Origin of the sequence: Kitasatospora sp. CB01950, assembly GCF_001905465.1 — a bacterium.
Taxonomy (GTDB): Bacteria; Actinomycetota; Actinomycetes; order Streptomycetales; family Streptomycetaceae; genus Kitasatospora.
In genome coordinates this window covers 258728-283309 of the sequence record NZ_LISX01000004.1, presented here as the reverse complement: position 1 = coordinate 283309, position 24582 = coordinate 258728, and the positions used below count along the sequence as shown (strand labels likewise).

Below are 24582 nucleotides of genomic sequence, written 5' to 3'. Positions count from 1 at the left end.
CGGGTCCCGTCCCGGTGAGGACCCCCGCCGGTAGGGGAGGATGGTCCCGTGACTGGTGTTCTCGTACTGGCAGGTACCCCCATCGGCGACGTCGAGGACGCGCCGCCCCGACTGCGCGCCGAACTCGCGGAGGCGGACGTCATCGCGGCCGAGGACACCCGGCGGCTGCGCCGGCTCACCCAGGCGCTCGGCGTGACGCCGACCGGCCGGGTGGTGTCCTACTTCGAGGGCAACGAGGTCGGCCGCACCCCCGAACTCGTCACCGCGCTCCAGGGCGGCGCCCGGGTGCTGCTGGTCACCGACGCCGGCATGCCCTCGGTCTCCGACCCCGGCTACCGGCTGGTGGACGCGGCCGTCGCCGCCGGGATCAAGGTGACCGCCGTTCCCGGCCCGTCCGCCGTGCTCACCGCGCTGGCGCTGTCCGCGCTGCCCGTCGACCGCTTCACCTTCGAGGGCTTCCTGCCCCGCAAGGCCGGCGACCGCTCCCGGCAGCTCGCCCAGATCGCCGCCGAACCCCGCACCATGGTCTTCTTCGAGGCCCCGCACCGGATCGCCGAGACCCTCGCCGCGATGGCCGAGGCCTTCGGCGCCGACCGGTCCGCCGCGGTCTGCCGCGAACTCACCAAGACCTACGAGGAGGTCAAGCGCGGCCCGCTCGCCGAACTCGCCGCCTGGGCCGCCGACGGCGTCAGGGGCGAGATCACCGTCGTGGTGGCCGGCGCCCCGCCCGCCGCCCCCGAGGAGGTCGGCCCCGCCGAACTCGCCCGCCGGGTCGCCGCCCGCGAGGAGGCCGGCGAACGCCGCAAGGAGGCGATCGCCGCGGTCGCCACCGAGCTCGGCCTGCGCAAGTCCGTCGTCTTCGACGCCGTGGTGGCGGCCAAGCACGCGGGCTGAGCGCGTCGGCCGGTCGAACACGTCGGCCGGTTGAACACGTCGGCCGGTCGAGCGTGCTGTTCGATCGGCCGTGTGCCCGTGGCCGGAAACGGTCGTACGTTGGAATGAGCACCCCAGCGGAGGGCCAATTCGGAACCAAGACTTGGCAAGCCGGGCATCGGACGGACCCTCCCGGGCATTCCCTGGGATGGAAAGACCCGCGCCGGGCCCGCCAGGTCGGGCGACGGGCTCCGAGCGAAGCGAGGTGGCGCATGAGCGACACGATCGACAGCCCCCTGGACGGCGGAGCACCCAGCGGTCTCGGGCTGACCACCCGGCCGCGCATCCCCGTGGAGACGGTCCGCGAGGCCTACTCCTTCGTCTGCCTCAACTGCGGCTACGGCTGGGAGCAGGCGTACGACATCGAGCACCACACCGGCCGCGACGGACACACCGTGGTCGAGTACAAGGCGAACGGGGTCAAGGTGCCGTCCCCGCTGCGCGAACTGGTCTGCCCCGGCTGCGGCGGTGAACGGGTCCGAATCATGCGGGCCGGTCGGGTCGCCGCCCTCGCCGCCAGCGTCGCCCCCGGCTACGCGCCCACCGCCGAACCCGAGGGCCCGCAGCGGCGGCGCAAGCCGCGCGGCCGGCACTGGTGGAACCGGCTGTTCCGGCGCCACCACACCGACTGACACCCACCACTCCGATGCCCGCCGGCCCCGGACCGCCACCCGCGATCCGGGGCCGCGGCACGTCCGGGGCCGCGGCATGTCCGGGGCTGCGGCACGTCCGGGGCCGCGGCATGTCCGGGGACGTAGGATTCGCCGCGACCTTCCCCGTTCTCCCGAAGAGAAGACTGCGCTCCGATGGCCGCCAAGAAGAACGACGACCGCTCCACCCCGCCGCCGCTCCCCGAGCCGCTCGCGGTACCCGTCGCCGACTCGCACACCCACCTCGACATGCAGTCCGGCACCCCCGCCGAAGGGCTGGCCCGCGCCGCGTCCGTCGGCGTCACCACGGTCGTCCAGGTCGGCTGCGACGTGCCCGGCTCGCAGTGGGCCGCCGACCTCGCCGCCGAGTACGAGCAGGTGCACGCCGCGGTCGCGCTGCACCCCAACGAGGCCCCCCGGATCTTCCTCGGAGACCCCGACGGTTGGTCCGGCCAGCGCCGTTCGCCCGGCGGCCAGGCCGCCCTGGACGAGGCCCTCGCCGAGATCGACCGCCTCGCCGCCCTCCCGCACGTCCTCGCCGTCGGCGAGACCGGCCTCGACTACTTCCGCACCGGCCCCGAGGGCGTCGACCTGCAGAAGGAGTCCTTCCGCCGGCACATCGAGATCGCCAAGCGCCACGGCAAGGCCCTGGTCATCCACGACCGCGACGCCCACGAGGACGTCATCGCCGTCCTGCTCGAAGAGGGCGCCCCCGAACGGACGATCTTCCACTGCTACTCCGGCGACGCCGCCATGGCCAAAACCTGCGCCGAACACGGCTGGTACCTCTCCTTCGCCGGCCCCGTCACCTACAAGGCCAACCACCCCCTCCGCGAAGCCCTCACCGCCACCCCCCTCGACCGCATCCTGATCGAGACCGACGCCCCCTTCCTCACCCCCCACCCCTACCGCGGCCGCCCCAACGCCCCCTACCTGATCCCGGTGACCCTGCGCGCGATGGCGGCCCATCTGGCCCTGGGCGAGGACGAGTTGGCGACGGCGATTGCCGCCAACACGGCACGGGCGTTCGGTTACTGAGAGCGCTTGCGGCGCTACGCCAGCCGCGTGTTCGACTCGCGGAACTGGGTTCGACCCGATGTGGTGGTGCACGACGAGTCGGGGCTCGACGTCCGCACCATGGACACCCTGCCGCTGCGGTCCGTGCTGCTTGCCGTTGAGGTGGTCGTTCCGGCCACTCGCAGCACCGATCGGTTCCGCAAACCGGCGCAGTACGCCGAGGCCGGCATCCCGTCCTACTGGCGGGTCGAGCGCGGTGACAACGACCTTCCCGTCGTGCACGAGTTCCGGCTCGACGACGCGCAGGGCGTCCACCTTCCGGTCGCCGTGCACGAAGGGCTGCTGCGGACCGACCTGCCGTTCCCCGTTGAGATCGATCTCAAGCAGTTGGTGGAGTTCTGACCCGTATCCTTGGCGGGTGAGCACCACCGAACCCACCTCCGACGGCCACCTGCTGGGCGCTGCCGACATCCGTGCGCTGGCCGAGGCGTTCGGCGTGAAGCCGACCAAGCAGCGCGGGCAGAACTTCGTCATCGACGGGAACACCGTGCGGCGGATCGTGCGGGCGGCGGAGGTGACGGAGCAGGACGCGGTGGTCGAGGTCGGGCCGGGGCTCGGGTCGTTGACGCTGGCGCTGCTGGAGGTCGCGCGGCACGTCACGGCCGTGGAGATCGACCCGGTGCTGGCGCGGCACCTGCCGGACACCGTCAAGGGCCGGATGCCCGGCAAGGCCGACAACTTCGACCTGGTGCTGAGCGACGCCATGGACGTCACCGAGCTGCCCGGCCCCGAGCCGACCGCGCTGGTGGCGAACCTGCCGTACAACGTCGCCGTCCCGGTGCTGCTGCACATGCTGGAGATGTTCCCCAGCATCGAACGCACCCTGGTGATGGTGCAGAGCGAGGTCGCCGACCGGCTCGCCGCCAAGCCCGGCAACAAGGTCTACGGCGTGCCGTCCGTGAAGGCCAACTGGTACGCGGACGTGAAGCGGGCCGGCGCGATCGGACGGAACGTGTTCTGGCCCGCGCCGAACGTCGACTCCGGTCTGGTCTCGCTGATCCGCCGCGACCCGCCGTCCACCACCGCCACCCGGCGCGAGGTGTTCGCCGTCGTGGACGCCGCGTTCGCGCAGCGCCGCAAGACCCTGCGGGCCGCGCTCGCGTCCTGGGCCGGCTCGCCGGCCGCCGCCGAGGAGGCGCTGCGCGGCGCGGGCATCGACCACACGCTGCGCGGCGAGATGCTGACGGTGGAGCAGTTCGCGGCGATCGCCGAGCACAAGCCGAAGACTCCGGAGCAGTGATGGTCACCGTCCGCGTACCCGCCAAGGTCAACGTGCAGCTCGGCGTCGGCGGGGTCCGTCCCGACGGCTACCACGACCTGGCGAACGTGTTCTTCGCCGTCGCCCTCGGCGACGAGGTCACCGCCACCCCCGGCGACGGCGTCACCCTGACCTGCACCGGCCCCGACGCGGACGCCGTCCCGCTCGACGACACCAACCTGGCCGCCCGGGCCGCCCGCCTGCTCGCCGCCCACCACGGCCTGCCCGAGCCCGGCGTCCACCTGCACATCAACAAGGCCATCCCGGTCGCCGGCGGAATGGCCGGCGGCAGCGCGGACGGCGCGGCCGCGCTGCTCGCCTGCGACACCCTGTGGGGCCTGGACACCCCGCTGCCGACCCTGCTGGACCTCGCCGCCGAACTCGGCTCCGACGTCCCGTTCGCCCTGCTCGGCGGCGTCGCCCTGGGCCGCGGGCGCGGCGAGATCCTGGAGGCGCTGCCCGTCTCCGGCACCTTCCACTGGGTGTTCGCGGTCGCCGACGGGGGGCTGTCCACTCCGGCGGTCTACCGGGAGTGCGACCGGCTGCGCGAAGAGTCCGGTCTCGGGTCGTCCGCTGCGGACGTACCGGACCCCGACGCCGACCCCGAGCTGCTCGCCGCCCTCGCCGACGGCGACCCCGTCGCGCTGGCCGCCGCCCTCAGCAACGACCTGCAGGCCGCCGCCGTCTCGCTCCGCCCGTCCCTCGCCGACACCCTGCACGTGGGCACTGAGGCCGGCGCGCTCGCCGCCCTGGTCTCCGGCTCCGGCCCGACCTGCGCCTTCCTGGCCAAGGACGCCGACGCCGCCGCCCACATCGCCACCGCCCTCCGCACCTCCGGCACCTGCCGCGCGGCCCACCCCACCCACGGCCCGGTGCCCGGCGCGCAGGTGGTTCAGACCTCTGCTTGACCTGGAGCGCGCTCCGGGTTTCAGACTCCTCTCCGTGGCCCGCAGTGGGCGGGCTGCGGAGACGAGGGGAACCCGGATGCGCAAGCGCACCATTGGAACCGATCCGCGCACCCGTCGCGAGGTGAGTGTGCTCAGCCTCGGCGCGATGCTGTTCGGCACGCTCACCGACGAGGCCACGTCCTTCGCGGTGCTGGACCGGTACGTCGAGGCGGGTGGCACGTTCATCGACACCTCCAACAACTACGCGTACTGGCAGGACGGCAGCCAGGGCGGCATCAGCGAAGAGGTGCTGGGCCGGTGGCGGGCCAGCCGGGGGATCACCGACGAGGTGGTGATCGCCACCAAGCTCGGGGCGCGGCCGAAGGCCCCCGGCACGGGGTTCATCGAGAACGGCGAGGGGCTGTCCGCCGAGGTGATCCGGGCGTCCTCCGAGGCCAGTAGGAAGCGTCTCGGGGTGGAGAAGCTCGACCTGCTGTACGCGCACGTCGAGGACACGAAGGTGCCGCTCGCCGAGACCGTGCAGGCCTTCGGCGAACTCGTCGAGGAGGGGACGGTCGGGCTGCTCGGCGTCTCCAACCACTGGTCCTGGCGGGTCGAGCGGGCCCGCAACCTTGCTGCGCAGGCCGGACTGCCCGGGTACGAGGTGCTCCAGTACGGCCACACCTACCTGCGGCGGCGCGGCGACTGGCCCGGGCTGCTCAACCGGGACGGCGACCAGGCCGCCGTCCAGGGCGACCTGATCACATACCTCAAGGAGAGCCCCGAACTCACCCTGGTCGCCTACTCCCCGCTGCTCGGCGGCGGTTACGTCCGCGACGACAAGCCGCTCGGCCCGTCCTTCGACCACGCGGGGACGCCGGTCCGGCTCGCGGCGCTCGACGCGGTGGCCCGCGAGACCGGGGCGACGCGCAACCAGGTGGTGCTGGCGTGGCTGCTCGGCGGCGAGCTGCCGGTGATTCCGCTGGTGGGGGCTTCGTCGGTGGCGCAGCTGGAGGAGAGTCTGGGGGCGCTGGACCTGGAGCTGACGGTGGAGCAGCGGGCGGTTCTCGACGCTGCACGGTGAACGGCGGGTTCGCACCCTCGCAGTTCTCCCCCAGCCCTGGCGGGCCGGGAGGTACCCCCACCCGCCCCTGGTTGTGCGCTGCCTGGTTTTGCACCGCCACTAGGCTGGGGGTGTTCTTCCCCCTTTCCCCAGGAGCGCAGCTTCGTGGCCGTCAATCTCGCCACCATCGAGTCCGTCAGCAAGGTGTACGGCACCAGGGCCCTGCTGGACGGGGTGAGCCTTGGCGTCAGCGAGGGCGACCGGATCGGGGTGGTGGGGCGGAACGGTGACGGAAAGACGACGCTGATCCGGATCCTCGCGAAGCTGGAGGAGCCGGACAGCGGGCGGATCACCCACTCCGGCGGGCTGCAGATGGCGGTGTTGACGCAGCACGACTCGCTGGACCCGAAGGCGACCATCCGGCACGAGGTGATCGCGGACCGGGCGGACCACGAGTGGCTGGGCGACGCGCGGATCCGGGACATCGTCCAGGGGCTGTTCGGCGGGCTGGACCTGCCGGGGTTCGCGGACGGGCTGGACACCGTGATCGGTCCGCTGTCGGGCGGTGAGCGTCGGCGGATCGCGCTGGCGAAGCTGCTGCTGGGCGAGCCGGACCTGATCGTGCTGGACGAGCCGACCAACCACCTGGACGTGGAGGGCATCGCCTGGCTGGCGAAGCACCTGCAGAACCGGCGGTCGGCGCTGGTGTGCGTCACCCACGACCGGTGGTTCCTGGACCAGGTGTGCACCCGGATGTGGGACGTCCAGCGCGGTGAGGTGCGGGAGTACGAGGGCGGCTACTCGGACTACGTGTTCGCGCGCGCCGAGCGCTCGCGGATCGAGGCGACGGAGGAGCAGAAGCGCCAGAACCTGGCCCGCAAGGAGCTGGCGTGGCTGCGTCGCGGCGCCCCGGCGCGGACGTCCAAGCCGCGGTACCGGATCGAGGCGGCGAACGCGCTGATCGCGGACGTGCCGGAGCCGCGCGACAAGTCCGAGCTGATGAAGTTCGCCAACGCGCGGCTGGGCCGGACGGTCTTCGACCTGGAGGACGTGACCGTCAAGGCGGGCGAGAAGCTGCTGCTGGAGCGGGTGACCTGGCAGCTCGGGCCGGGCGACCGGATCGGTCTGCTGGGTGTGAACGGCGCGGGCAAGACCTCGCTGCTGCGGGCCATGCAGGCCGCGTACGCGACCGAGGGGGACGTGCAGCCGGCCGGCGGCGTGATCAAGGTCGGCAAGACGGTGCGGCTGGCGTACCTCTCGCAGGAGGTCGCGGAGCTGGACCCGACCATCCGGGTGCTGCAGGCCGTCGAGCAGGTGCGCGGCCGGGTGGACCTCGGCAAGGGCCGGGAGATGAGTGCCGGGCAGCTGTGCGAGCAGTTCGGCTTCAGCAAGGACAAGCAGTGGACGCCGGTCGGCGACCTGTCCGGTGGCGAGCGCCGCCGGCTGCAGCTGCTGCGGCTGCTGATGGACGAGCCGAACGTGCTGTTCCTCGACGAGCCGACCAACGACCTGGACATCGAGACCCTGAACCAGCTGGAGGACGTGCTCGACGGCTGGCCCGGCTCGATGGTCGTCATCAGCCACGACCGGTTCTTCATCGAGCGGACCACCGACACCGCGTACGCGCTGCTCGGCGACCGCCGGATGCGGATGCTGCCGAACGGCGTCGACGAGTACCTGGAGCGCCGCACCGCGATGGCGGAGGCCGCCGCCGCGGCCGCGGCCGCGCAGGTCCCGGCCGCCGCGGAGACGGCGTCCGGCCTGTCGGCGGGCGACGTGCGGGCGGCGAAGAAGGAGATGCAGAAGCTGGAGCGGCAGATCGCCAAGCTGGACCAGCAGGAGTCCAAGCTGCACGTCCAACTGGCCGAGCACGCCGCCGACTTCTCCAAGGTCGCCGAGCTGGACGCGCAGCTGCGCAAGGTCCGCGAGGACAAGGAGGAGCTGGAGATGGGCTGGCTGGAGCTGGCCGAGCAGGTCTGAGGTTCAGTCGAGCAGGACGTCCAGTTCGTCGGCGGCGCGGGCCAGGGCGCTGCGGGTCGGGTCGTGCGGTCCGGTCGGGCGGGCGGCCCGGCCGGACGGCGGGTGGTGGGCGCGGGCGGCTTCGGTGAGGCGGTCGAGGGAGCGCAGCACGCGTTCGATCACCTCCGGCTCGGGTTCCCGTCCGCCGTAACGGAGTTGGGCGGCGTAGGCGGCGACCGCGCCGGAGAGGCGTTCGAGGGCGGCGGTGGCGGGCAGCCACTGTTCGGCGAGGCGGCCGGCGGGCGGGGGTTCGGCGAGGCCGAGTTCGACCTGGCGGCGGGCGTCGGCGAGGGCCCGGTAGGCGGTGCGGCGCAGCCAGACCTCGGCGACCGGCTCGACCCGGGCGACGGCGGCCAGGTACTCGCGGACGGTGGCGGCGGCCGAGACGATGCCGGGTTCGATCCGGTGCGGGGTGCGTTCGGGCCACAGCAGGTAGCCGAAGACCAGGACGATGGCGCTGGCCAGCGTGGTGTCCAGGATCCGCGGCCAGAACTCGGCGGCGCCGCTCTCGCCGCCGAGCTGCACCAGGATCAGCGCCACCGGCGTCATCACCGCGGTGTTCAGTCCGTAGTGCGCGGCCGTCGAGTACGGCAGCAGCGCCACGCACAGCGACACCACGACGCTCAGCGTCCACTCGTTCGTGGTCAGGCCCAGCAGGGCGGCCGTCGCCGCGATGCCGAGCAGGGTGCCGAGCACCCGGCTGACGGCGCGCTGGAACACCGAGCCGAGATCCGGCTTCAGGACGAACGCCACCGTCAGCGGGACCCAGTAACTGCGGCTCAGCGTCAGCGCGTTGACGGCCGTCTCGGCGACCGCCACGCACAGGGCGACCCGCAGGCCGTAGCGGACCGAGCCGGCCGACAGCAGCCGGGCGCGCAGCCGCCACGGGTCGGGCGGGGGCGGAGCGGCGGTGTCCAGCGGGGCCCAGCGGCCCGCGACGGTGTCGGCGGCGGCCCGCAGCGCGGTGTCGAACGCCGTCCGGGACGGGGTGTCCGGCCGCCAGTCCGGGTAGTCGGGCTCGGGGCCGCCGGTGATCTGCCGGGCCAGCGCCGCCGGGAACTCGACCAGTTCGGGCGGCACCGGACGCCAGGCCCAGAGCAGCCCGGCGGCGGCCTCGGTGGTGCCGAGCGCGGCCTCGTACGAGCGGCGCAGCCAGCGCAGGCGTTCGGACTCGTGGCGGCCCGGGCGGGCCGGCGGCAGCAGGTCCTGCATCAGGTTGAGGCGGGCGGTCAGCACCCGTCGGGCCGCTGCCCCGTCCGGGGTGCCGAGCGCGGCCAGCATCCCGCCGAGCGCCCGGTAGACCCCCGCGAGGGCGACGGTGCGCGGGTCGGTGCGGACGTCGGTGCGGTAGCGCAGGCCCAGCAGCAGCACCAGGGCCGCGCCGCACGGCATCATCGCGGGCGCCGCCCACCACGGGTGCGGCAGCGCCATGCCGCCGCCCAGCGAGGCCGACACCAGCAGCAGCATCCCGGCCGCCGAGCCGCGCGGGCCGGTCGCGGACAGTGCGCCGCCGACGAAGCCGATCACGGTCAGTGCGACGCCGACCAGCACGCCGCCCGCGCCGAGGTGCTGGAGCGCGGCCCCGACCAGCATGCCGGTGGTGGAGGCGGTCAGTGCCAGGGCGATCCGCGGGGCGCGCAGCCGCAGCGGTTCCACCCGGTCGTTCATGGTGGCGTGCATCGCACCCAGCGCCGCGAACACCCCGAGGTCCAGCCGTCCGCCCAGCAGGCCCGCCAGCAGCGGCACCGCCATCCCGACCGCCGCCCGGACCGTCTGCCGCCACGGCACCGGCGGCCGGGCCGGCCGCAGGGCCAACGCCCACCAGGCGGAACGGGGGGCGCGGGACGCGCCACTGCGGCCGGGGGCTGACACGGAATCACGCGCCTTTGCTGCACGAGAGGTTCGCGGCTGCTGGGCGACATTGCACGGCAGATCGGGTCTTCTCGGGCAGTTTAGCCCGCTGGCCGGCGCGGAGCCGATTTCCCATGGGGTCCGCGGACCATGTAATGTCTTCCTCGTCGCAAAGGGGACCGCAAGGAAACCTGAGCAACAAGCCCCTATAGCTCAGTCGGTAGAGCGTCTCCATGGTAAGGAGAAGGTCTGCGGTTCGATTCCGCATGGGGGCTCAGCAGACGAAGGCCCCGCCACCCGCGGGGCCTTCGGCGTTTTCGCCAACTCTTCGCCAAACCGGGGGACGACCCGGTACGTCCCCTGGCGGCCCGCGCACGGATGCGCTGTGATGGTGCGTCTGTCGGCCGGACCGGGGAGTGGCGGATGAGCGTACGACTCGTGGTCGCGGACGATCACCGGCTGATGGCCGAGGCCCTGGGCACGGCCCTGCAGCAGCGCGGCCACCGGGTGCTGGGGGTGGGTTCGCCGTGCGGTTCGGTGCTGGACCTGGTGGCCGGGCGCCGTCCCGAGGTCTGCCTGCTGGGGACGGCGGCGGGCCCGGACGATCCGTTCGAGGCGTTACGCCGCTTACGCCGGGAGCGGCCGGAGATCTCCGTGGTGGTGCTGGGCCCGCTGGGTGCGCCCGGGCGGGTCGCGGCCGCGTTCGCGGCCGGCGCGGCGGGCTATGTGCGCAGCGACGAGCGGATCGAGGTGGTGGACCGGGCGATCGCCCGGGTCCGGGCGGGGGAGGCCGCGGTCGCGGTGGAGGTGCTGCGGGCGGCGTTCGAGCACCTGCTGTGGCCGGTCCTGGAGCCCGACGACGAGGCGGTGCGGCTGCTGCGGCTGTTGACCCGCCGCGAGGTGCAGGTGCTGGCCCGGATCGCGGAGGGCGAGGACACCGCGGCGATCGCGGCCGCGATGCGGATCGCCCCGTCCACGGCGCGCACGCACGTCCAGCGGGTGCTGAGCAAGCTCGGCGCGCGCTCCCGGCTGGAGGCCGCCGCACTGGCCGCCCGCACCGGGATGCTCGATCAACTCGCGTGAAACGTAAGGGTGTTCAGCGGGCGGCGTAGGCGGAGGGCGGGACGCCGACGGTCCGGGTGAACTCGCGGGTCAAGTGGGCGTGGTCGCTGTAGCCGAGGTCGGCGGCGAGCCGGGACCAGTCCGGGGCGTCCGGGCGTTCGGCGGCCTCCAGGGCCTCGTGGATCCGGTAGCGCAGGATCACCCACTTCGGCGGGACGCCGACCCGGGCGGAGAACAGGCGTTGCAGGGCGCGCACCGTGCGGCCGCTGCGGGCGGCGAGGTCGTCGACCCGGGTGATCGTCCGGTCGTGGCGGACCAGTTCGGCCAGCCGCAGGGCGGTGTCGGTGTCCGGGTGCGGGTGGGGGCCGTGGGCCAGCAGCAGGGCGTCGAGGGCCGCGACCCGGGTGTCGTCGTCCCCGGCGGGCAGCTCCGCGTCCGGCCAGAGGTCGGTGAGCGGCACCCGGCGGCCGGTCCAGGCGGAGACCGGCAGGCCGGGGTCGAACGCGGCGAAGCCGCCCGGCCGGAACTGCGCGCCGACCACCCAGCCCCGCCCGGTCAGTTCCTGCCGGAACACGTCGGCGCCGATGCCGGTCAGTTCGGCGCCGCCCGGCTGGAACACCGCGTTCACGGACGGGTGCGGCAGCACGGAGGTGGTGTACGGCCGGGGCAGGTCCCAGTCGATCAGCCAGTAGTGCTCCAGGTACGGCCGCAGCGCGGCGGCCGGCTCGCGACGCCGGAACCGCACCCGGGAGAGCAGCCCGTCCGGGTCGAGGATTCCCCGGGTGTCACGACGTGGAGCGGCCATCCGGACAGGCTAGATGGTGTCGCGTTTGTTCAAGCCGGCCCCCGGTCGGCCGCGCTAGCGTCGGCCGCATGACCACGAAGATCGCCGCCCTGCTGCAGGCCGCCACCGAGCGGACCGTCCCCGTGATCCTCGCGCTGCCGGACGCCGCGCTGGGCGCGCCGACGCCGTGCGGGGAGTACGACGTGCGGGAGTTGACGCGGCACCTGTTCCAGGTGGTGGTGAACTTCCAGGTGCTGGCCGCGAAGGGGCAGCCCGACTGGTCGGGGCCCGCGCCCGAGCTGGACGGCGACTGGCGGCAGCGGTTCGCGGCCGAGGCGGCGGAGCTGGTCGCGGCGTGGGGCGAGCCGGGCGCGGACGAGGGCCTGCTCGGGTCGATGTCGATGCCCGCGGAGACGGTCGGCGCGCTGGCCCTGATGGACCTGGCCGTGCACGGCTGGGATCTGGCGCGCGCCACCGGCCTGCCGTACCGGCCGGCCCCGGAGACGGTCGCCGTGTTGGGGCCGCTGACCGAGGAGTTGGCGCCGAACGGACGGCAGATGGGCATGTTCGCCGAGCCGGTCGCCTACGCAGGGTCGGACCCGTTCGAGGCGCTGCTCGCGCTCACCGGCCGCGACCCCGGCTGGGCCGCCGAACCGGTTCGTTGACCCGAGTGCCATATGCTCCGGACGAGGAACACCCGAGTGTGCGGAGGTCGAGGGCATGAGCAAGTACCTGGTCACGGGCGGAGCCGGCTATGTGGGCAGCGTGGTGGCGGCGCACCTGCTGGAGGCGGGCCACCGGGTGACGGTACTGGACGACCTGTCGACCGGTTTCGCGGAGGCCGTGCCGGACGGCGCGGAGTTCGTGCGCGGCCGGATCCAGGACGCCGCCGAGGTGCTCGACGCCTCCTTCGACGGCGTACTGCACTTCGCGGCCTCCTCGCAGGTCGGCGAGTCGGTCGTGGACCCGGAGAAGTACTGGCGCAACAACGTGGCCGGTTCGCTGGAGCTGGTGTCGGCGATGCGCAAGGCCGGCGTCCGCAAGCTGGTGTTCTCCTCCACCGCCGCCGTGTACGGCGAGCCGGACGAGGTGCCGATCAAGGAGACCGCGCGCACCTCGCCGACCAACGCCTACGGCGCCACCAAGCTCGCCGTGGACCACCTGATCACTTCCGAGGCGATCGCCCACGGCCTGGCCGCCGTCAGCCTGCGCTACTTCAACGTGGCCGGGGCGTACGGCCGTTACGGCGAGCGTCACGAGCCGGAGTCGCACCTGATCCCGCTGGTGTTCCAGGCGGCGCTGGGTCAGCGTCCGCACATCGCGGTGTTCGGCGAGGACTACCCGACCCCGGACGGCACCTGCATCCGCGACTACATCCACATCGCCGACCTGGCCGCCGCGCACCTGCTGGCGCTGGACGCCGCCGAGTCGGGCGAGCACCTGATCTGCAACCTCGGCAACGGCACCGGCTTCTCGGTGCGCGAGGTGATCGAGTCGGTCAAGCGGGTCACCGGCCGGGAGATCCCGGTGCAGGTCGCCGGCCGCCGCCCGGGCGACCCGGCGGTGCTGGTGGCCGCCGCCGACCGCGCCCGGGAGGCCCTCGGCTGGACGCCGAAGCACCCCGAGCTCGACCGGATCGTCGCCGACGCCTGGGAGTTCACCCTCGCCCACCGCGCCTGACCAGCCCCGCTCCCGACCCGACCCCGACCCCTGAAGTCCCTGCGTACAGGAACTTCACCAAATCCCCACGGCCGACCGGCGCCGCCCGTACGCTGAGTGAGGCACCGGTGGGGGTCGGGCCAGGAGCAGGGGGGCAGGACGATGGGGCGGATTCGCGTCCTGGTGGTCGACGGCCACCGCATTTTCGCCGAGGCGCTGGCCACAGCACTCGCCGCCGAACCCGATGTGGACGTCGGGGCGGCCGGCAGCGCCGCGGCAGCCGAACGCGCGCTGGAACGGGCCGCGGCCGAACGCCGCCCGTACGACGTGGTGCTGGTCGACGCCGACCTCGGCGCCGTGCCGCCGCTTGCGGCCCGCGGTGCCGTACCGCCGCCCAGGCGCGCCGCCGTACCACCCCAACAGCAGCCCGTGGCCGGGCAGTTGAGGCGACCTCCGGTGGTCGACCCGACCCGGCCGCCGGGCGACGGGATCGCCCTGGTCGGCCGGGCCTGCCGGGCCCACCCCGGGCTGCGCGCCGTGGTGCTGGCCACCGCCGACGACCCGCAGCGGGCCGTCCGCGCCCTGCAGGCCGGAGCCGGCGGCTGGGTGGCGCGGGAGAGCTCACTGGGCGCGCTGATGGCCGTGATCCGCGGCGTCCTGCGCGAGGAGACCCACCTGCCGCCGGCCCTGCTGACCGGCGTGGTCCGCGAACTCACCTCCGCCCGGCGGGACCGCTCCGAGAGCGAACGCCTGGTCGCCGCGCTCACCCCCCGCGAGGAGGAGGTGCTGCGCTGCATGGTCGCCGGCCTGGGCAGGCAGGCGGTCGCCGAGCGGCTGTTCCTCTCCCCGCACACCGTCCGCACCCACATGCAGAACGTCCTGGGCAAACTGGGGGTGCACTCCACGCTCGCGGCGGTCGCGGTCGCCCGCCGCGCCGGAATCGCCCCCTCGGAGCCCGCCGCGCCCGCTGTGCCCGCTGTGCCCGCTGTGCCCGTCCCCGTCCCCCCACCGACCGTCGCCTCGACCGCAGGCCCCGGCGCGGGCTGAACGAGCCCCGCCTTCCGAGCAGGTTTCCACTCCGTGAGTCAGCGAGACCGGAGGTCAGATGTCGCCGAACCGCGCTTCCGCACGCCCGCACGCAGCCCGCACTCGCATTCCCGAGCAGCGCGCCGATCCGGCCGGCCTGCGTACCCTGGTCGTCGGGGCCGGGTCGGCCGGCACGGCCCTGGTCCGCGACCTGGACCGGACCCCGGAGTTCGGCCTCACTCCCGTCGGAGTGCTGGACGACGACCCGGTCAAGGCCGGCCGGAACGTCTCCGGCAGCCCCGTCCTCGGCCCGCTCGCCGACCTCACCGCGCACGCCCTCGCGCACCGCGCCCAGGTGGTCGTCCTCGCCATCCCCGGCCTGCCGCACCAGCGCGTCCGGGAACTCGCCACCGCCGCGGCCGCCGCCGGCGCGGCCGTCCGCTACCTGCCGTCGTTCCTGTCCGCGCTGCGCCGCGAAGTCGTCGGCTCGGACCTGCGCACCCTCGACGTCAACCGGCTCATCGGCCGCCACGAGGTGCATGTCGTCTCGCCCGACGTCCGCACCGTCATCGAGGGCCGCCGGGTGCTGGTGACCGGCGCGGGCGGCTCCATCGGCAGCGAACTCTGCCGCCAGGTACAGGCGTTCGGGCCCGCCGCGCTCTACATGCTCGACCACGACGAGTCCAACCTGCACCGGCTGCAACTCGACATCTGGGGCGAGGCGCTGCTCACCGACGAATCCCTGGTGATCGCCGACATCCGGGACCGCCCCCGGATCCAGCAGATCTTCCGCGACCTGCGCCCCGACGTGGTCTTCCACGCCGCCGCGCACAAGCACCTCCCGCTGCTGGAGCGCCACCCCAGCGAGGCCGTCAAGTCCAACGTCCTCGGCACCGACCACCTGGTCGAGGCGGCACTCGCCACCGGCGTCGAACGCTTCGTCCTCATCTCCACCGACAAGGCCGCCGACCCCACCTCCGTCCTCGGCGCGAGCAAGCGCCTCGCCGAGCTGATCGTCCAGGCCAACGCGAAGGACGCCCGCAACCTCGGCACCGGCGCGTTCGCCGCCGTACGCTTCGGCAACGTCCTCGGCTCGCGCGGCTCGCTGCTGTCGGTGCTGGAGGAGCAACTCCGCAGCGGCGGGCCGGTGACGGTCACGCACCCCGACGTCACCCGCTTCTTCATGACCATCGAGGAGGCGGTCGGGCTGGTGCTGGAGGCCGGACGGATGGCCGAGGGCGGCGAGGTCTTCGTCCTCGACATGGGCGAGCCGGTGCGGATCGTGGACCTGGTCCACAACTACGCGGAGCAGGTGCAACTGGGGGCGGACGAGGTCGAGATCCGCTACACGGGCCTGCGGGCCGGCGAGAAGCTCAACGAGGCGCTGTTCTCGGACACGGAGGTGCGACTGCCCACCGCCCACCCGCGCATCTACGCGACGGCCGCAGAGGCGGCGACCGGCGTCGAGGACCTGGCCGGGGGACTCACGTCGCTGTACGCCGCGGCCACCACCAATGCGGACCCGCTGGTTCGCGACTGCCTGACGGCCCTGCTGCCCGGCTACAAGAGCGCCCCGGACAAGCCTCCGGCGCTCGCGAGCCTCTACCCGGACGGGTTCTGACAGGCAGCGGCCCGGGCCCCGGGCCGGCTAGCCGGCCCGGTCGAAGGGGATGACCAACTGGCGCAGCAGGGAGGCGAGTTCGCCGCGCTGGGTGGGGGCCAGTCGGGCGAGGATCTCGCGTTCGTGGGCGAGCAGGCCGGCCAGGGCCTGGTCGGCCTTGTCGCGGCCGTCGTCGGTGAGGCGGACCAGGACGCCGCGGCGGTCGTCGGGGTCGGGCAGGCGGACGACCAGGCCCTTGGTGGTGAGCCGGTCGATGCGGTTGGTCATGGTGCCGGAGGTGACCAGGGTCTGGGTGAGGAGCTGGCCCGGGGAGAGCTGGTAGGGGTCGCCCGCCCGGCGCAGTGCGGTGAGGACGTCGAATTCCCAGGGTTCGAGGCCGTGCTCGGCGAACGCGGTGCGGCGGGCGCGGTCGAGGTGGCGGGCGAGCCGGCTCACCCGACTGAGGACCTCAAGGGGTTCCACGTCGAGGTCGGGGCGCTCTCGGCGCCATGCTGCGACCAGGCGGTCGACCTCGTCCTCCATGACGATCAGTGTATCGGGGGATGTGTCGATGTGAAGTCTCTTGACATCAAGAGATAACAAAGGAACGCTCGGCGTCCGAAAGATATCTTGACGTCGAGATACCTCAGGAGGTCCGCCGTGCCCGCCGACTGGGACGCCCGCCAGTACCTGCGCTACGCCGAGGAACGCATCCGGCCGCTGGGCGAACTGCTCGCCCGGGTCCCCGAACTCCCGGACCGCCCCACCGTGCTGGACCTCGGCTGCGGGCCCGGCAACTCCACCGCCGTGCTGCGCCGCCGGTGGCCCGAGGCCCGCCTGCTCGGCCTGGACACCTCGCCCGCCCTGCTGGAGACCGCCCGCACCACCGGCGAGCCCACCGCCGAGTACCGATTGCAGGACGTCACCGCGTACGACCCCGCGCCCGAACGGCCCGACCTGATCGCGTCCAACGCCGCCCTGCACTGGATGGACACCCCGACCGCCGACCACCTCTCCCTGCTGGCCCGGTGGGCGGCGGCGCTGCGCCCCGGCGGGGTGATCGCGTTCCAGCTGCCCGGCAACTTCGCCGCGCCCAGCCACGCCCTGCTCGCCGAGCTGCGCCACGGCGTCCGCTGGCGCGAGCGGCTGGGCACCGTCCGCCCGGACGCGTCCTGCCACGCCCCGGGTCGGTACCTGGAGGCGCTGCTGGCCGCGGGCTGCACCGCCGACGTCTGGGAGACCACGTACCTGACGGTGCTGCAGGGCCCGGACCCGGTGCTGGAGTGGGTCAAGGGCAGCACGCTGCGGCCGGTGCTGGAGCGGCTGCCGGACGCGGCCGAGCAGAAGGAGTTCCTGGCGGAGTACGGCGCGCTGCTGCGCGAGGCGTACCCGGCGACCGGGCACGGCACGGTGTTCCCGTTCCGCCGGGTCTTCGCGGTGGCCGTGAAGAACTGACCGGAGGTCACTTGGCGCCGGGCATCGCCGGGTGGCGGCCCAGCACCACGACGCCGACCACGATCGCGGCCAGCCCGGCGCACTGCCAGGCCAGCGCGGCCGGGGTGATCCGGACCCGGTCGCCGAGGAAGCCGACGGCGCAGGCGATGCCGGCCAGCGGCTGGGCGGCGGTGAGGGCGGGCAGCGACATCCGCAGCGGGGCGGCCTCGAAGGCGGACTGGACCAGGAGGAGGCCGACCACGCCGATGCCGACCACGGTCCAGGGCTGCCAGGAGAGGAACGCGGCGCGGGCGCCGTGCTCGTCGATCAGGTCGAAGGTGGCGCGGGTGAGCGCGTCCTGGAGGCCGTAGAGCAGGCCGGCGGCGAGGGCCAGCAGGGTGGCCTCCTCGAACAGCGGGAGGTGGCGGGCCGTCGAGACCAGGGCCAGCGCGAGGCCCGCGACGATGCCGATGACCAGCCACTGGCGGAGCGGCCCGACGCCGGGGCCGCCGCCCTGGGGTTGGCCGGCGGCGATGAACGCGGTGACGCCGAGGGCGATCAGTGCGACGCCGATCCAGCCGGAGCGGCCGAGACGGGTGCCGGTGATCCGGCGGGCCAGCAGCATCGCCCAGACCAGGTTGGTGGCGAGCAGCGGTTCGACCAGGGTGACCTCGCCCTGGCTGAGCGCCAGCGCGGACAGCACCTGGCCGGCGATCATGAAGCCGATGCCGAGCAGCCAGTCGGGCATCCGCATCAGGTCGAGCAGCAGCCGCCAGCGCAGCAGGTCGCCGCTGGGGGCGCGTTGGGCGGCGTGCTGCTGCAGGACGAAGCCGAGTCCGAGGCAGCAGGCCGCGCCGAGGGCCAGCAGGAAGACCGCCAACGGGTTCCCCTGTCGTGCGTGTCGGCCCGGCGGCCCCGGTGGCGGGGGCCGGGCCGGTCAGTTCCTGCGGTCGCCGACCAGCTTGGGGTGCCGCTCCAGGCCTTCCAGGCCGTGCCAGGCGAGGTTGACCAGGTGGGCGGCGACCTCCGCCTTGGCGGGCTTGCGCACTTCCAGCCACCACTGGCCGGTCAGCGCCACCATGCCGACCAGCATCTGCGAGTACATCGGCGCCAGCCTGGCGTCGAAGCCCCGGGACTTGAACTCCAGTCCGAGGATGTCCTCGACCTGGGTGGCGATGTCGCTGATCAGCGACGCGAACGAGCCGGTGGACTGGGCCACCGGCGAATCCCGGACCAGGATCTTGAAGCCGTCGGTGGAGGTGTCGATGTAGTCCATCAACGCGAACGCGGCCTGCTCCAGCAGCTCCCGGGAGTGCCCGCCGGTGAGCGCGCCGGTGACCATGTCCAGCAGGAGCTGCATCTCGCGGTCGACGACCACCGCGTACAGGCCCTCCTTGCCGCCGAAGTGCTCGTAGACGACCGGCTTGGAGACCCCGGCGCGTTCCGCGATCTCCTCCACCGAGGTGCCGTCGTAGCCGCGTTCGGCGAAGACCGACCGGCCGATCTCCAGCAGCTGCTCGCGGCGCTGCTTGCCGGTCATCCGCACCCGGCCGCCGCTCTTCCTGCCGCCGGCGGCTCCGCCGCGTTGAGAAGGCTGCTGATGGCCGGCGCTGTCTCCGTTGGTCCCGTTCACCCCTCCATCATGCTGTAGGCGCTGCCTCATGCGGCGCGGCGGGCGGCGATCCGCTCCGCACCCGGCCAGCGGACGTCGGTGGCCCAGCCCGCCCGCTCGAACCAGCGGATGATCCGCGCCGAGGAGTCGACCTGGCCGCGCAGCACGCCGTGCCGGGCCGAGGTCGGGTCGGCGTGGTGCAGGTTGTGCCAGGACTCGCCGCAGGACAGCACGGCCAGCCACCACACGTTGCCGGACCTGTCGCGGGACTTGAAGGGCCGTGAACCGACGGCGTGGCAGATCGAGTTGATCGACCAGGTGACGTGGTGCAGCAGCGCGACCCGGACCAGCGAGCCCCAGAAGAAGGCGGACAGCGCGCCCTGCCAGCTCCAGGTGGCCAGGCCGCCGATCACCGCGGGCAGCGCCAGCGACAGCATCGTCCAGAGCCAGAACAGGCGGGAGATGCGCCTTATGGCCGGGTCGCGGACCAGGTCGGGCGCGTACTTGAGCTGCGGGGTCTGCTCCTCGTCGAACATCCAGCCCATGTGCGCCCACCACAGGCCCTTGAGCAGCGCGGGCACGCTCTCGCCGTAGCGCCACGGCGAGTGCGGGTCGCCCTCCTTGTCGGAGAAACGGTGGTGGCGGCGGTGGTCGGCGACCCAGCGCACCAGCGGGCCCTCGACGGCGAGCGAGCCGACCACGGCCAGGGCCAGGCGCAGCCGCCGGTTGGCCTTGAACGCGCTGTGGGTGAAGTAGCGGTGGTAGCCGACGGTGATGCCGTGGCAGGTGAGGAAGTACATGGCGACGGCGAGGCCGGCGTCCAGCCAGGACAGGCCGCGGCCCCACGCCAGCGGGACGGCGGCCAGCAGGGCGAGGAACGGCAGCGCGATGAACAGGGCGAGGGTGATCCGCTCCAGCGGGCCCTGCTTCTCGCCGCCCCTGGTGGCGGACAGTCGGGGGATGAGGTCCTCGGCGGCGCTCGGCGGCGCCTGCCCAGCCTGGATGGTCATGGCGCGTCCCGGGGGGAGGAGGGTGGTGCCAACGGATACCTACGTTTCCGTAACCTACGGCATCGTAAGTACCGAACGGCGGTAGGCGGAAGACCCGTGCGCGGACGTGTCGCGGTGTTCGTCCGCCGGATTCCTCGCGGACGGCCACCCGGGGCCGGGGCGTCGTTCGTGTGCTTCGCGGAAGGTGGTGGAGCTACGGGCCGTCAACCCGTAGGCTGTGCTCGGCGCGGGCAATCGCGCTTTTCCGCCGTGGTGTAATGGCAGCACAGGGCCCTTTGGAGGCCTTTGTCTGGGTTCGAATCCTAGCGGCGGAGCCCCTCCCGACCGTTGTCGGTCGTTTCCCCTCCGCCTCGTCTCGGTATTCTCGGTGCACCCTCACCCCGCATCGACCGAGGAGTCTCTCCGCGTGACTGCCAACCAGCCAGCTGCCGTGATCGTGCTTGCCGCCGGGGGCGGTACGCGGATGAAGTCCAAGGCCCTGCCGAAGGTGCTGCACGAGATCTGCGGCCGCTCACTGGTCGGCCATGCGGTCGCCGCCGCTCAGGAGTTGACGCCGGATCAGCTCGTCGTGGTGATCGGCCACCTGCGCGAGCTGGTGCAGGCGCACCTGGCCGAGCACTGCCCGGCGGCCCGCCCGGTCGTCCAGGCCGAGCAGCTCGGCACCGGCCACGCGGTCCGCACCGCGTTGCAGGCGCTGGCCGCCGACGGCGTGGAACTGGACGGCACCGTGCTGGTGACCACCGGCGACGCCCCGCTGCTGACCGGCGGCACGCTGTCCGCGCTGGCCGCCGCGCACGCCGAGCAGGGCAACGGCGTCACCGTGCTGACCGCGCTCGTCCCGGACGCCACCGGCTACGGCCGGATCCTGCGCGACGCCGACGGCGCGGTCGCCGCGATCGTCGAGCACAAGGACGCCGTCCCCGAGCAGCTGGCGGTCTCCGAGATCAACTCCGGGGTGTTCGCGTTCGACGCCAAGCTGCTGGCGCACGCGCTGTCGCTGGTCGGCACCGACAACTCGCAGGGCGAGGAGTACCTGACCGACACCCTGGAGATCCTCCGCCGGGAGGGCCACCGGGTGGGCGCCGTGGTGGCCGCCGACCACCGGGAGATCGTCGGCATCAACGACCGGGTGCAGCTGGCCGAGGCCCGCCGCCTGCTCAACGACCGCCTGCTGGAGCGGGCCATGCGGGCCGGCGTGACGGTCGTCGACCCCGCCAGCACCTGGATCGACGTCCAGGTCGGCTACGAGCCGGACGCGCTGGTGCACCCCGGCACCCAGCTGCGCGGCGCGACCCATCTGGGCGAGGGCTGCGAGGTCGGCCCGAACACCACGCTGACCGACACCGTCGTCGGCGCGGGCGCCCGTGTGAGCAACACCACGGCCGAGCGCGCCGAGATCGGCCCGGAGGCCTCGGTCGGCCCCTACGCGTACCTGCGGCCGGGCACCAAGCTGGCCCGGAAGGCGAAGGCCGGCACCTACGTGGAGATCAAGAACTCCGAGCTCGGCGAGGGCGCCAAGGTGCCGCACCTGTCGTACATCGGGGACGCGACGATCGGCGAGGGCAGCAATGTCGGTGCGGCGTCGGTCACAGTGAACTACGACGGCGTGAACAAGCACCGGACGGTCATCGGGGCCCACTGCCGCACGGGTTCCGACAACATGTTCATCGCTCCGGTCACGGTGGGTGACGGGGCCTACACCGCCGCCGGATCCGTGATCACCAACGACGTTCCGGCCGGTTCGCTGGGCGTCGCGCGGGCCCAGCAGCGCAACATCGCAGGCTGGGTTGAGCGGAAGCGGCCCGGCTCGGCGTCCGCCCGCGCGGCCGCCGAGGCGTCCTCGGCGGAATAGTCGGACGGGGCGGCCGGGGATCTTGAACAGAGGTCCCCGGCCGTCGACTGCGGTCCGGGGCGCGTAACCTGAAGTACATACGTGCGCCATCGGGCCTGCTGGGCCGTGCCTCGGCGTACTCACCCTGAGTGGCAATAACACGAGGAGACGGTGCAGTGAGCGGGATCACGACCTCCGGTGAGAAGAAGCTCAAACTCTTCTCCGGTCGAGCCCACCCCGAACTTGCCGAGGAGGTCGCCCTCGCCCTGGGCACCGAACTCGTCCCGACCAAGGCCCTGGACTTCGCCAACGGCGAGATCTACGTCCGCTTCCTGGACTCCGCGCGCGGCGCCGACTGCTTCGTGATCCAGAGCCACACGGCTCCGATCAACCAGTGGATCATGGAGCAGCTGATCATGATCGACGCGCTGAAGCGCGCGTCGGCCCGCAGCATCACCGCGATCCTCCCGTTCTACGGCTACGCCCGGCAGGACAAGAAGCACCTCGGCCGCGAGCCCATCTCGGCCCGCCTGGTCGCCGACCTGCTGCGCCAGGCCGGCGCCGACCGCCTGATGGCCGTGGACCTGCACACCGCGCAGATCCAGGGCTTCTTCAACGGCCCGGTGGACCACCTGTTCGCGCTGCCGATGCTCGCCGACTACGTGGGCAACCGGGTCGCCGACCGGTCCAAGCTGACCATCGTCTCGCCGGACGCCGGCCGCGTGAAGGTCGCCGACCAGTGGTGCGACCGCCTGAACGCCCCGCTGGCGATCATCCACAAGCGCCGCGACATGACGCAGGCCAACACCATCCTCTCCGCCGAGGTGGTCGGTGACGTCCGCGGCCGCACCTGCGTGCTGGTCGACGACATGATCGACACCGCCGGCACCATCTGCGCCGCCGCCGACGCGCTGTTCGACGCGGGCGCCGCCGACGTCATCGTCGCGGCCACCCACGGCGTGCTCTCCGGCCCCGCCGCGGACCGTCTGAAGAACTCCCGGGTCAGCGAGTTCGTGTTCACCAACACCCTGCCGACCCCGGCCCAGCTCCAGCTGGACAAGATCACCACGCTGTCGATCGCCCCGTCGATCGCCGCCGCCGTCCACGAGGTGTTCGAGGACGGCTCGGTCACCAGCCTGTTCGAGGGCGTGCACTGACACCGCGCTCCCGAGGGGTGGGCTGACCCCTCGTCAGACCCTTGATCGGCCCCCGGTTCCGCCCTGGAACCGGGGGCCGATTTCACGTCCGCGCCACCGCCCGGTTAGGCTGGGGAGACTGCTCGGCGAGGGATGTCCAATTTCGGGGCTCCGTGATCGACGCGCGTGAACGATGCGCTTTGATCGAACCGCCGAGTGTCCCCCCAAACGTACTTGAGGGTGTGGCCCGGCGGTTCTGTCGTTCCTGCACCCCTGCGCATTTTCGAGGAGTGCAGTCGTGTCCGAGATCCGCATCGCCGCTGAGTCCCGCACCGAGTTCGGCAAGGGTGCCGCCCGTCGCGCCCGCCGCGCCGGCTTCGTCCCCGGTGTCGTCTACGGCCACGGCCACACCCCGGTTCACCTGAACCTGCCGAGCCACGACCTGATGATGGCCCTGAAGACCCCGAACGCGCTGCTGGTCGTCCCGATCGAGGGCAAGGACGAGTACGTGCTGCCGAAGGCCGTCCAGCGCGAGGCCATCAAGCGCAGCATCGAGCACGTCGACCTGCTGCTGGTCAAGCGCGGCGAGAAGGTCACCGTCGAGATCCCGGTCCACGCCGAGGGCGAGCTGGCCCCCGGTGGCAACCTGCTCGAGCACGCCCTGAACGCCCTGCCGATCGAGGCCGAGGCCACCCACCTGCCCGAGTCGGTCACCGTCTCCGTCGAGGGCCTGGAGGCCGGCGCCTCCATCACCGCCGGTGACATCGCCCTGCCGGCCGGCGTCACCCTGGCCGTCGAGGCCGACGTCGTCGTCCTCCAGGTCATCGGCGCCCAGGCCCCCGAGGCCACCGAGGAAGAGGCCGAGACCGAGGGCGAGGCCGCCGAGGGCGAAGAGGCCGCTGTCGAGGCCTGATCCTCGCGATCTTCGTAACGCCGCTGCCCCGGCCGTCCCGCTTCCCTGCGGGCGGCCGGGGCAGCGGCATGTCCGGGATGATGGACGACGCAACGACACCCGCGTGAGGAGCGGCATGAGCGAGTACGACGGCCCCTGGCTGGTGGTGGGCCTCGGCAACCCCGGTGACGGCTACGCCCGCAACCGGCACAACATCGGCTTCATGGTGGTCGACCTGCTGGCCCAGCGGATGGGCGCCAAGTTCAAGACCCACAAGAGCCGCGCCCAGGTCGCCGAGGGACGCCTCTCCGGGAAGCGGGCGATCCTGGCCGAGCCGATGACCTTCATGAACCTCTCCGGCGGCCCGGTCACCGCGCTGCGGGACTTCTACAAGGTGCCGGCCTCGGCGATCGTCGCGGTCCACGACGAGCTCGACCTCGACTACTCGGCGCTGCGGGTCAAGCTCGGCGGCGGCGACAACGGCCACAACGGCCTGAAGTCGATCACCAAGTCGCTCGGCCCCGACTACCACCGGGTGCGCTGCGGCATCGGCCGCCCGCCCGGCCGGATGGAGGTCGCGGACTTCGTGCTCAAGGACTTCTCGTCCACCGAGCGCAAGGACCTCGACTGGTTCGTCGACCGCTCCGCGGACGCCGTCGAAGCGCTGCTCGCCGACGGCCTGGAACGCGCCCAGCAGAACTACAACTCCTGATCGGCTTCGGCCACCCTCCGTACACAACATTCGGACAACGCTTGCCCGATGGAAGCTGACTGGTGGTCAGAACCTGCCAGGAATCG

24 protein-coding genes and 2 tRNA genes are annotated in these 24582 nt (G+C 72.9%); 20 read left to right on the top strand and 6 right to left on the bottom strand.

What is annotated here, in order from left to right; translation table 11 throughout:
- The first annotated feature begins 48 nt into the window (after positions 1-48).
- The 8 genes from rsmI to AMK19_RS13215 all read left to right on the top strand — a co-directional run bounded on the left by rsmI (position 49) and on the right by AMK19_RS13215 (position 7848).
- The gene (gene rsmI, locus AMK19_RS13250; RefSeq protein ID WP_073811302.1) at positions 49-894 is read left to right on the top strand and encodes a 16S rRNA (cytidine(1402)-2'-O)-methyltransferase; all 846 of its coding nucleotides are present in this window, start codon (positions 49-51) and stop codon (positions 892-894) included.
- Between the two features lie 251 nt (positions 895-1145).
- On the top strand, positions 1146-1565 hold the full coding sequence (locus tag AMK19_RS13245) for a hypothetical protein (RefSeq protein ID WP_073811300.1): 420 nt from the start codon (positions 1146-1148) through the stop codon (positions 1563-1565).
- Between the two features lie 174 nt (positions 1566-1739).
- Positions 1740-2621, top strand: a complete 882-nt coding sequence (locus AMK19_RS13240; protein WP_073811298.1) for a TatD family hydrolase — start codon at positions 1740-1742, stop codon at positions 2619-2621.
- 27 nt (positions 2622-2648) lie between these two features.
- Positions 2649-3002, top strand: coding sequence for a Uma2 family endonuclease (locus tag AMK19_RS13235; protein WP_158071902.1), 354 nt, complete (start codon positions 2649-2651; stop codon positions 3000-3002).
- Between the two features lie 16 nt (positions 3003-3018).
- Positions 3019-3900 (top strand): 16S rRNA (adenine(1518)-N(6)/adenine(1519)-N(6))-dimethyltransferase RsmA, encoded by an 882-nt coding sequence (rsmA, locus tag AMK19_RS13230; RefSeq protein ID WP_073811295.1) that lies wholly within the window; start codon positions 3019-3021, stop codon positions 3898-3900.
- Positions 3900-4826 (top strand): 4-(cytidine 5'-diphospho)-2-C-methyl-D-erythritol kinase, encoded by a 927-nt coding sequence (locus AMK19_RS13225; RefSeq protein ID WP_073811294.1) that lies wholly within the window; start codon positions 3900-3902, stop codon positions 4824-4826. Before rsmA ends, AMK19_RS13225 begins: the two co-directional genes overlap by 1 nt.
- 76 nt (positions 4827-4902) lie before the next feature.
- On the top strand, positions 4903-5889 hold the full coding sequence (locus AMK19_RS13220; protein WP_073811293.1) for an aldo/keto reductase: 987 nt from the start codon (positions 4903-4905) through the stop codon (positions 5887-5889).
- Between the two features lie 144 nt (positions 5890-6033).
- A complete protein-coding gene (locus AMK19_RS13215) occupies positions 6034-7848 on the top strand; it encodes an ABC-F family ATP-binding cassette domain-containing protein (protein WP_073811292.1) in 1815 nt (604 codons plus the stop codon).
- Between the two features lie 3 nt (positions 7849-7851).
- Here AMK19_RS13215 and AMK19_RS13210 read toward each other — a convergent pair whose 3' ends face one another.
- Entirely contained in the window at positions 7852-9759 is a 1908-nt protein-coding gene (locus AMK19_RS13210) for an FUSC family protein (protein WP_143200192.1), read from the bottom strand.
- Between the two features lie 181 nt (positions 9760-9940).
- Between AMK19_RS13210 and AMK19_RS13205 the strand changes: the two genes are divergently transcribed.
- Positions 9941-10013 (top strand) — tRNA-Thr (locus AMK19_RS13205).
- Positions 10014-10161: 148 nt separating this feature from the next.
- Positions 10162-10821: a LuxR C-terminal-related transcriptional regulator gene (locus tag AMK19_RS13200; RefSeq protein ID WP_073811289.1), complete on the top strand. Its 660-nt coding sequence runs from the start codon at positions 10162-10164 to the stop codon at positions 10819-10821.
- Between the two features lie 13 nt (positions 10822-10834).
- Here the strand turns inward: AMK19_RS13200 and AMK19_RS13195 are convergent, their stop codons facing one another.
- Positions 10835-11605, bottom strand: a complete 771-nt coding sequence (locus AMK19_RS13195; RefSeq protein WP_073811287.1) for a helix-turn-helix domain-containing protein — start codon at positions 11603-11605, stop codon at positions 10835-10837.
- 68 nt (positions 11606-11673) lie between these two features.
- On the opposite strand from AMK19_RS13195, the gene AMK19_RS13190 reads away from it, so the two are divergent.
- From AMK19_RS13190 to AMK19_RS13175, 4 genes are all read left to right on the top strand, one after another.
- Positions 11674-12249, top strand: a complete 576-nt coding sequence (locus tag AMK19_RS13190) for a TIGR03086 family metal-binding protein (protein ID WP_073811286.1) — start codon at positions 11674-11676, stop codon at positions 12247-12249.
- A 55-nt stretch (positions 12250-12304) separates the two neighbouring features.
- On the top strand, positions 12305-13264 hold the full coding sequence (gene galE / locus AMK19_RS13185; RefSeq protein ID WP_073811284.1) for a UDP-glucose 4-epimerase GalE: 960 nt from the start codon (positions 12305-12307) through the stop codon (positions 13262-13264).
- A 141-nt stretch (positions 13265-13405) separates the two neighbouring features.
- Complete coding sequence (locus AMK19_RS13180) at positions 13406-14290, top strand: LuxR C-terminal-related transcriptional regulator (protein WP_083646739.1); 885 nt, start codon at positions 13406-13408, stop codon at positions 14288-14290.
- 58 nt (positions 14291-14348) lie between these two features.
- On the top strand, positions 14349-15890 hold the full coding sequence (locus AMK19_RS13175) for a polysaccharide biosynthesis protein (protein ID WP_073811281.1): 1542 nt from the start codon (positions 14349-14351) through the stop codon (positions 15888-15890).
- Positions 15891-15917: 27 nt separating this feature from the next.
- On the opposite strand, the gene AMK19_RS13170 is transcribed toward AMK19_RS13175, so the two are convergent.
- Entirely contained in the window at positions 15918-16412 is a 495-nt protein-coding gene (locus AMK19_RS13170; protein ID WP_073811277.1) for a MarR family winged helix-turn-helix transcriptional regulator, read from the bottom strand.
- A 117-nt stretch (positions 16413-16529) separates the two neighbouring features.
- Here AMK19_RS13170 and AMK19_RS13165 point away from each other — a divergent pair, with 117 nt between their 5' ends.
- Positions 16530-17324, top strand: coding sequence for a methyltransferase domain-containing protein (locus AMK19_RS13165; protein ID WP_073811276.1), 795 nt, complete (start codon positions 16530-16532; stop codon positions 17322-17324).
- A gap of 7 nt (positions 17325-17331) precedes the next feature.
- On the opposite strand, the gene AMK19_RS13160 is transcribed toward AMK19_RS13165, so the two are convergent.
- From AMK19_RS13160 to AMK19_RS13150, 3 genes are read right to left on the bottom strand one after another with little or no spacing between them, the layout of a single operon-like run.
- Positions 17332-18183 carry a DMT family transporter gene (locus AMK19_RS13160; RefSeq protein ID WP_073811274.1) on the bottom strand — a complete coding sequence of 284 codons (852 nt, stop codon included), beginning with the start codon at positions 18181-18183 and terminating at the stop codon, positions 17332-17334.
- A 57-nt stretch (positions 18184-18240) separates the two neighbouring features.
- Entirely contained in the window at positions 18241-18936 is a 696-nt protein-coding gene (locus tag AMK19_RS13155; RefSeq protein WP_073811272.1) for a TetR family transcriptional regulator, read from the bottom strand.
- A gap of 26 nt (positions 18937-18962) precedes the next feature.
- Positions 18963-19925 (bottom strand): acyl-CoA desaturase, encoded by a 963-nt coding sequence (locus AMK19_RS13150; RefSeq protein ID WP_083646736.1) that lies wholly within the window; start codon positions 19923-19925, stop codon positions 18963-18965.
- A 243-nt stretch (positions 19926-20168) separates the two neighbouring features.
- Here AMK19_RS13150 and AMK19_RS13145 point away from each other — a divergent pair.
- The 5 genes from AMK19_RS13145 (at position 20169) to pth (ending at position 24496) form a co-directional block, all read left to right on the top strand.
- Positions 20169-20239, top strand: a tRNA-Gln gene (locus tag AMK19_RS13145).
- 92 nt (positions 20240-20331) lie between these two features.
- Complete coding sequence (glmU, locus tag AMK19_RS13140; RefSeq protein WP_073811271.1) at positions 20332-21777, top strand: bifunctional UDP-N-acetylglucosamine diphosphorylase/glucosamine-1-phosphate N-acetyltransferase GlmU; 1446 nt, start codon at positions 20332-20334, stop codon at positions 21775-21777.
- A gap of 155 nt (positions 21778-21932) precedes the next feature.
- A complete protein-coding gene (locus tag AMK19_RS13135; RefSeq protein ID WP_073811269.1) occupies positions 21933-22913 on the top strand; it encodes a ribose-phosphate diphosphokinase in 981 nt (326 codons plus the stop codon).
- Positions 22914-23190: 277 nt separating this feature from the next.
- The gene (locus AMK19_RS13130; protein WP_073811268.1) at positions 23191-23805 is read left to right on the top strand and encodes a 50S ribosomal protein L25/general stress protein Ctc; all 615 of its coding nucleotides are present in this window, start codon (positions 23191-23193) and stop codon (positions 23803-23805) included.
- A gap of 115 nt (positions 23806-23920) precedes the next feature.
- Positions 23921-24496 carry an aminoacyl-tRNA hydrolase gene (gene pth, locus AMK19_RS13125; protein ID WP_073811267.1) on the top strand — a complete coding sequence of 192 codons (576 nt, stop codon included), beginning with the start codon at positions 23921-23923 and terminating at the stop codon, positions 24494-24496.
- The last annotated feature ends 86 nt before the right edge of the window (positions 24497-24582 follow it).

Coding starts and splice junctions, on each gene's coding strand:
- AMK19_RS13245 (WP_073811300.1), top strand. CDS start 1,146: ATGAGCGACACGATCGACAGCCCCCTGGACGGCGGAGCACCCAGCGGT.
- AMK19_RS13150 (WP_083646736.1), bottom strand. CDS start 19,925: ATGACCATCCAGGCTGGGCAGGCGCCGCCGAGCGCCGCCGAGGACCTC.
- AMK19_RS13225 (WP_073811294.1), top strand. CDS start 3,900: ATGGTCACCGTCCGCGTACCCGCCAAGGTCAACGTGCAGCTCGGCGTC.
- AMK19_RS13240 (WP_073811298.1), top strand. CDS start 1,740: ATGGCCGCCAAGAAGAACGACGACCGCTCCACCCCGCCGCCGCTCCCC.
- AMK19_RS13180 (WP_083646739.1), top strand. CDS start 13,406: ATGGGGCGGATTCGCGTCCTGGTGGTCGACGGCCACCGCATTTTCGCC.
- pth (WP_073811267.1), top strand. CDS start 23,921: ATGAGCGAGTACGACGGCCCCTGGCTGGTGGTGGGCCTCGGCAACCCC.
- galE (WP_073811284.1), top strand. CDS start 12,305: ATGAGCAAGTACCTGGTCACGGGCGGAGCCGGCTATGTGGGCAGCGTG.
- AMK19_RS13175 (WP_073811281.1), top strand. CDS start 14,349: ATGTCGCCGAACCGCGCTTCCGCACGCCCGCACGCAGCCCGCACTCGC.
- AMK19_RS13190 (WP_073811286.1), top strand. CDS start 11,674: ATGACCACGAAGATCGCCGCCCTGCTGCAGGCCGCCACCGAGCGGACC.
- AMK19_RS13220 (WP_073811293.1), top strand. CDS start 4,903: ATGCGCAAGCGCACCATTGGAACCGATCCGCGCACCCGTCGCGAGGTG.
- AMK19_RS13170 (WP_073811277.1), bottom strand. CDS start 16,412: ATGGAGGACGAGGTCGACCGCCTGGTCGCAGCATGGCGCCGAGAGCGC.
- AMK19_RS13200 (WP_073811289.1), top strand. CDS start 10,162: ATGAGCGTACGACTCGTGGTCGCGGACGATCACCGGCTGATGGCCGAG.
- AMK19_RS13195 (WP_073811287.1), bottom strand. CDS start 11,605: ATGGCCGCTCCACGTCGTGACACCCGGGGAATCCTCGACCCGGACGGG.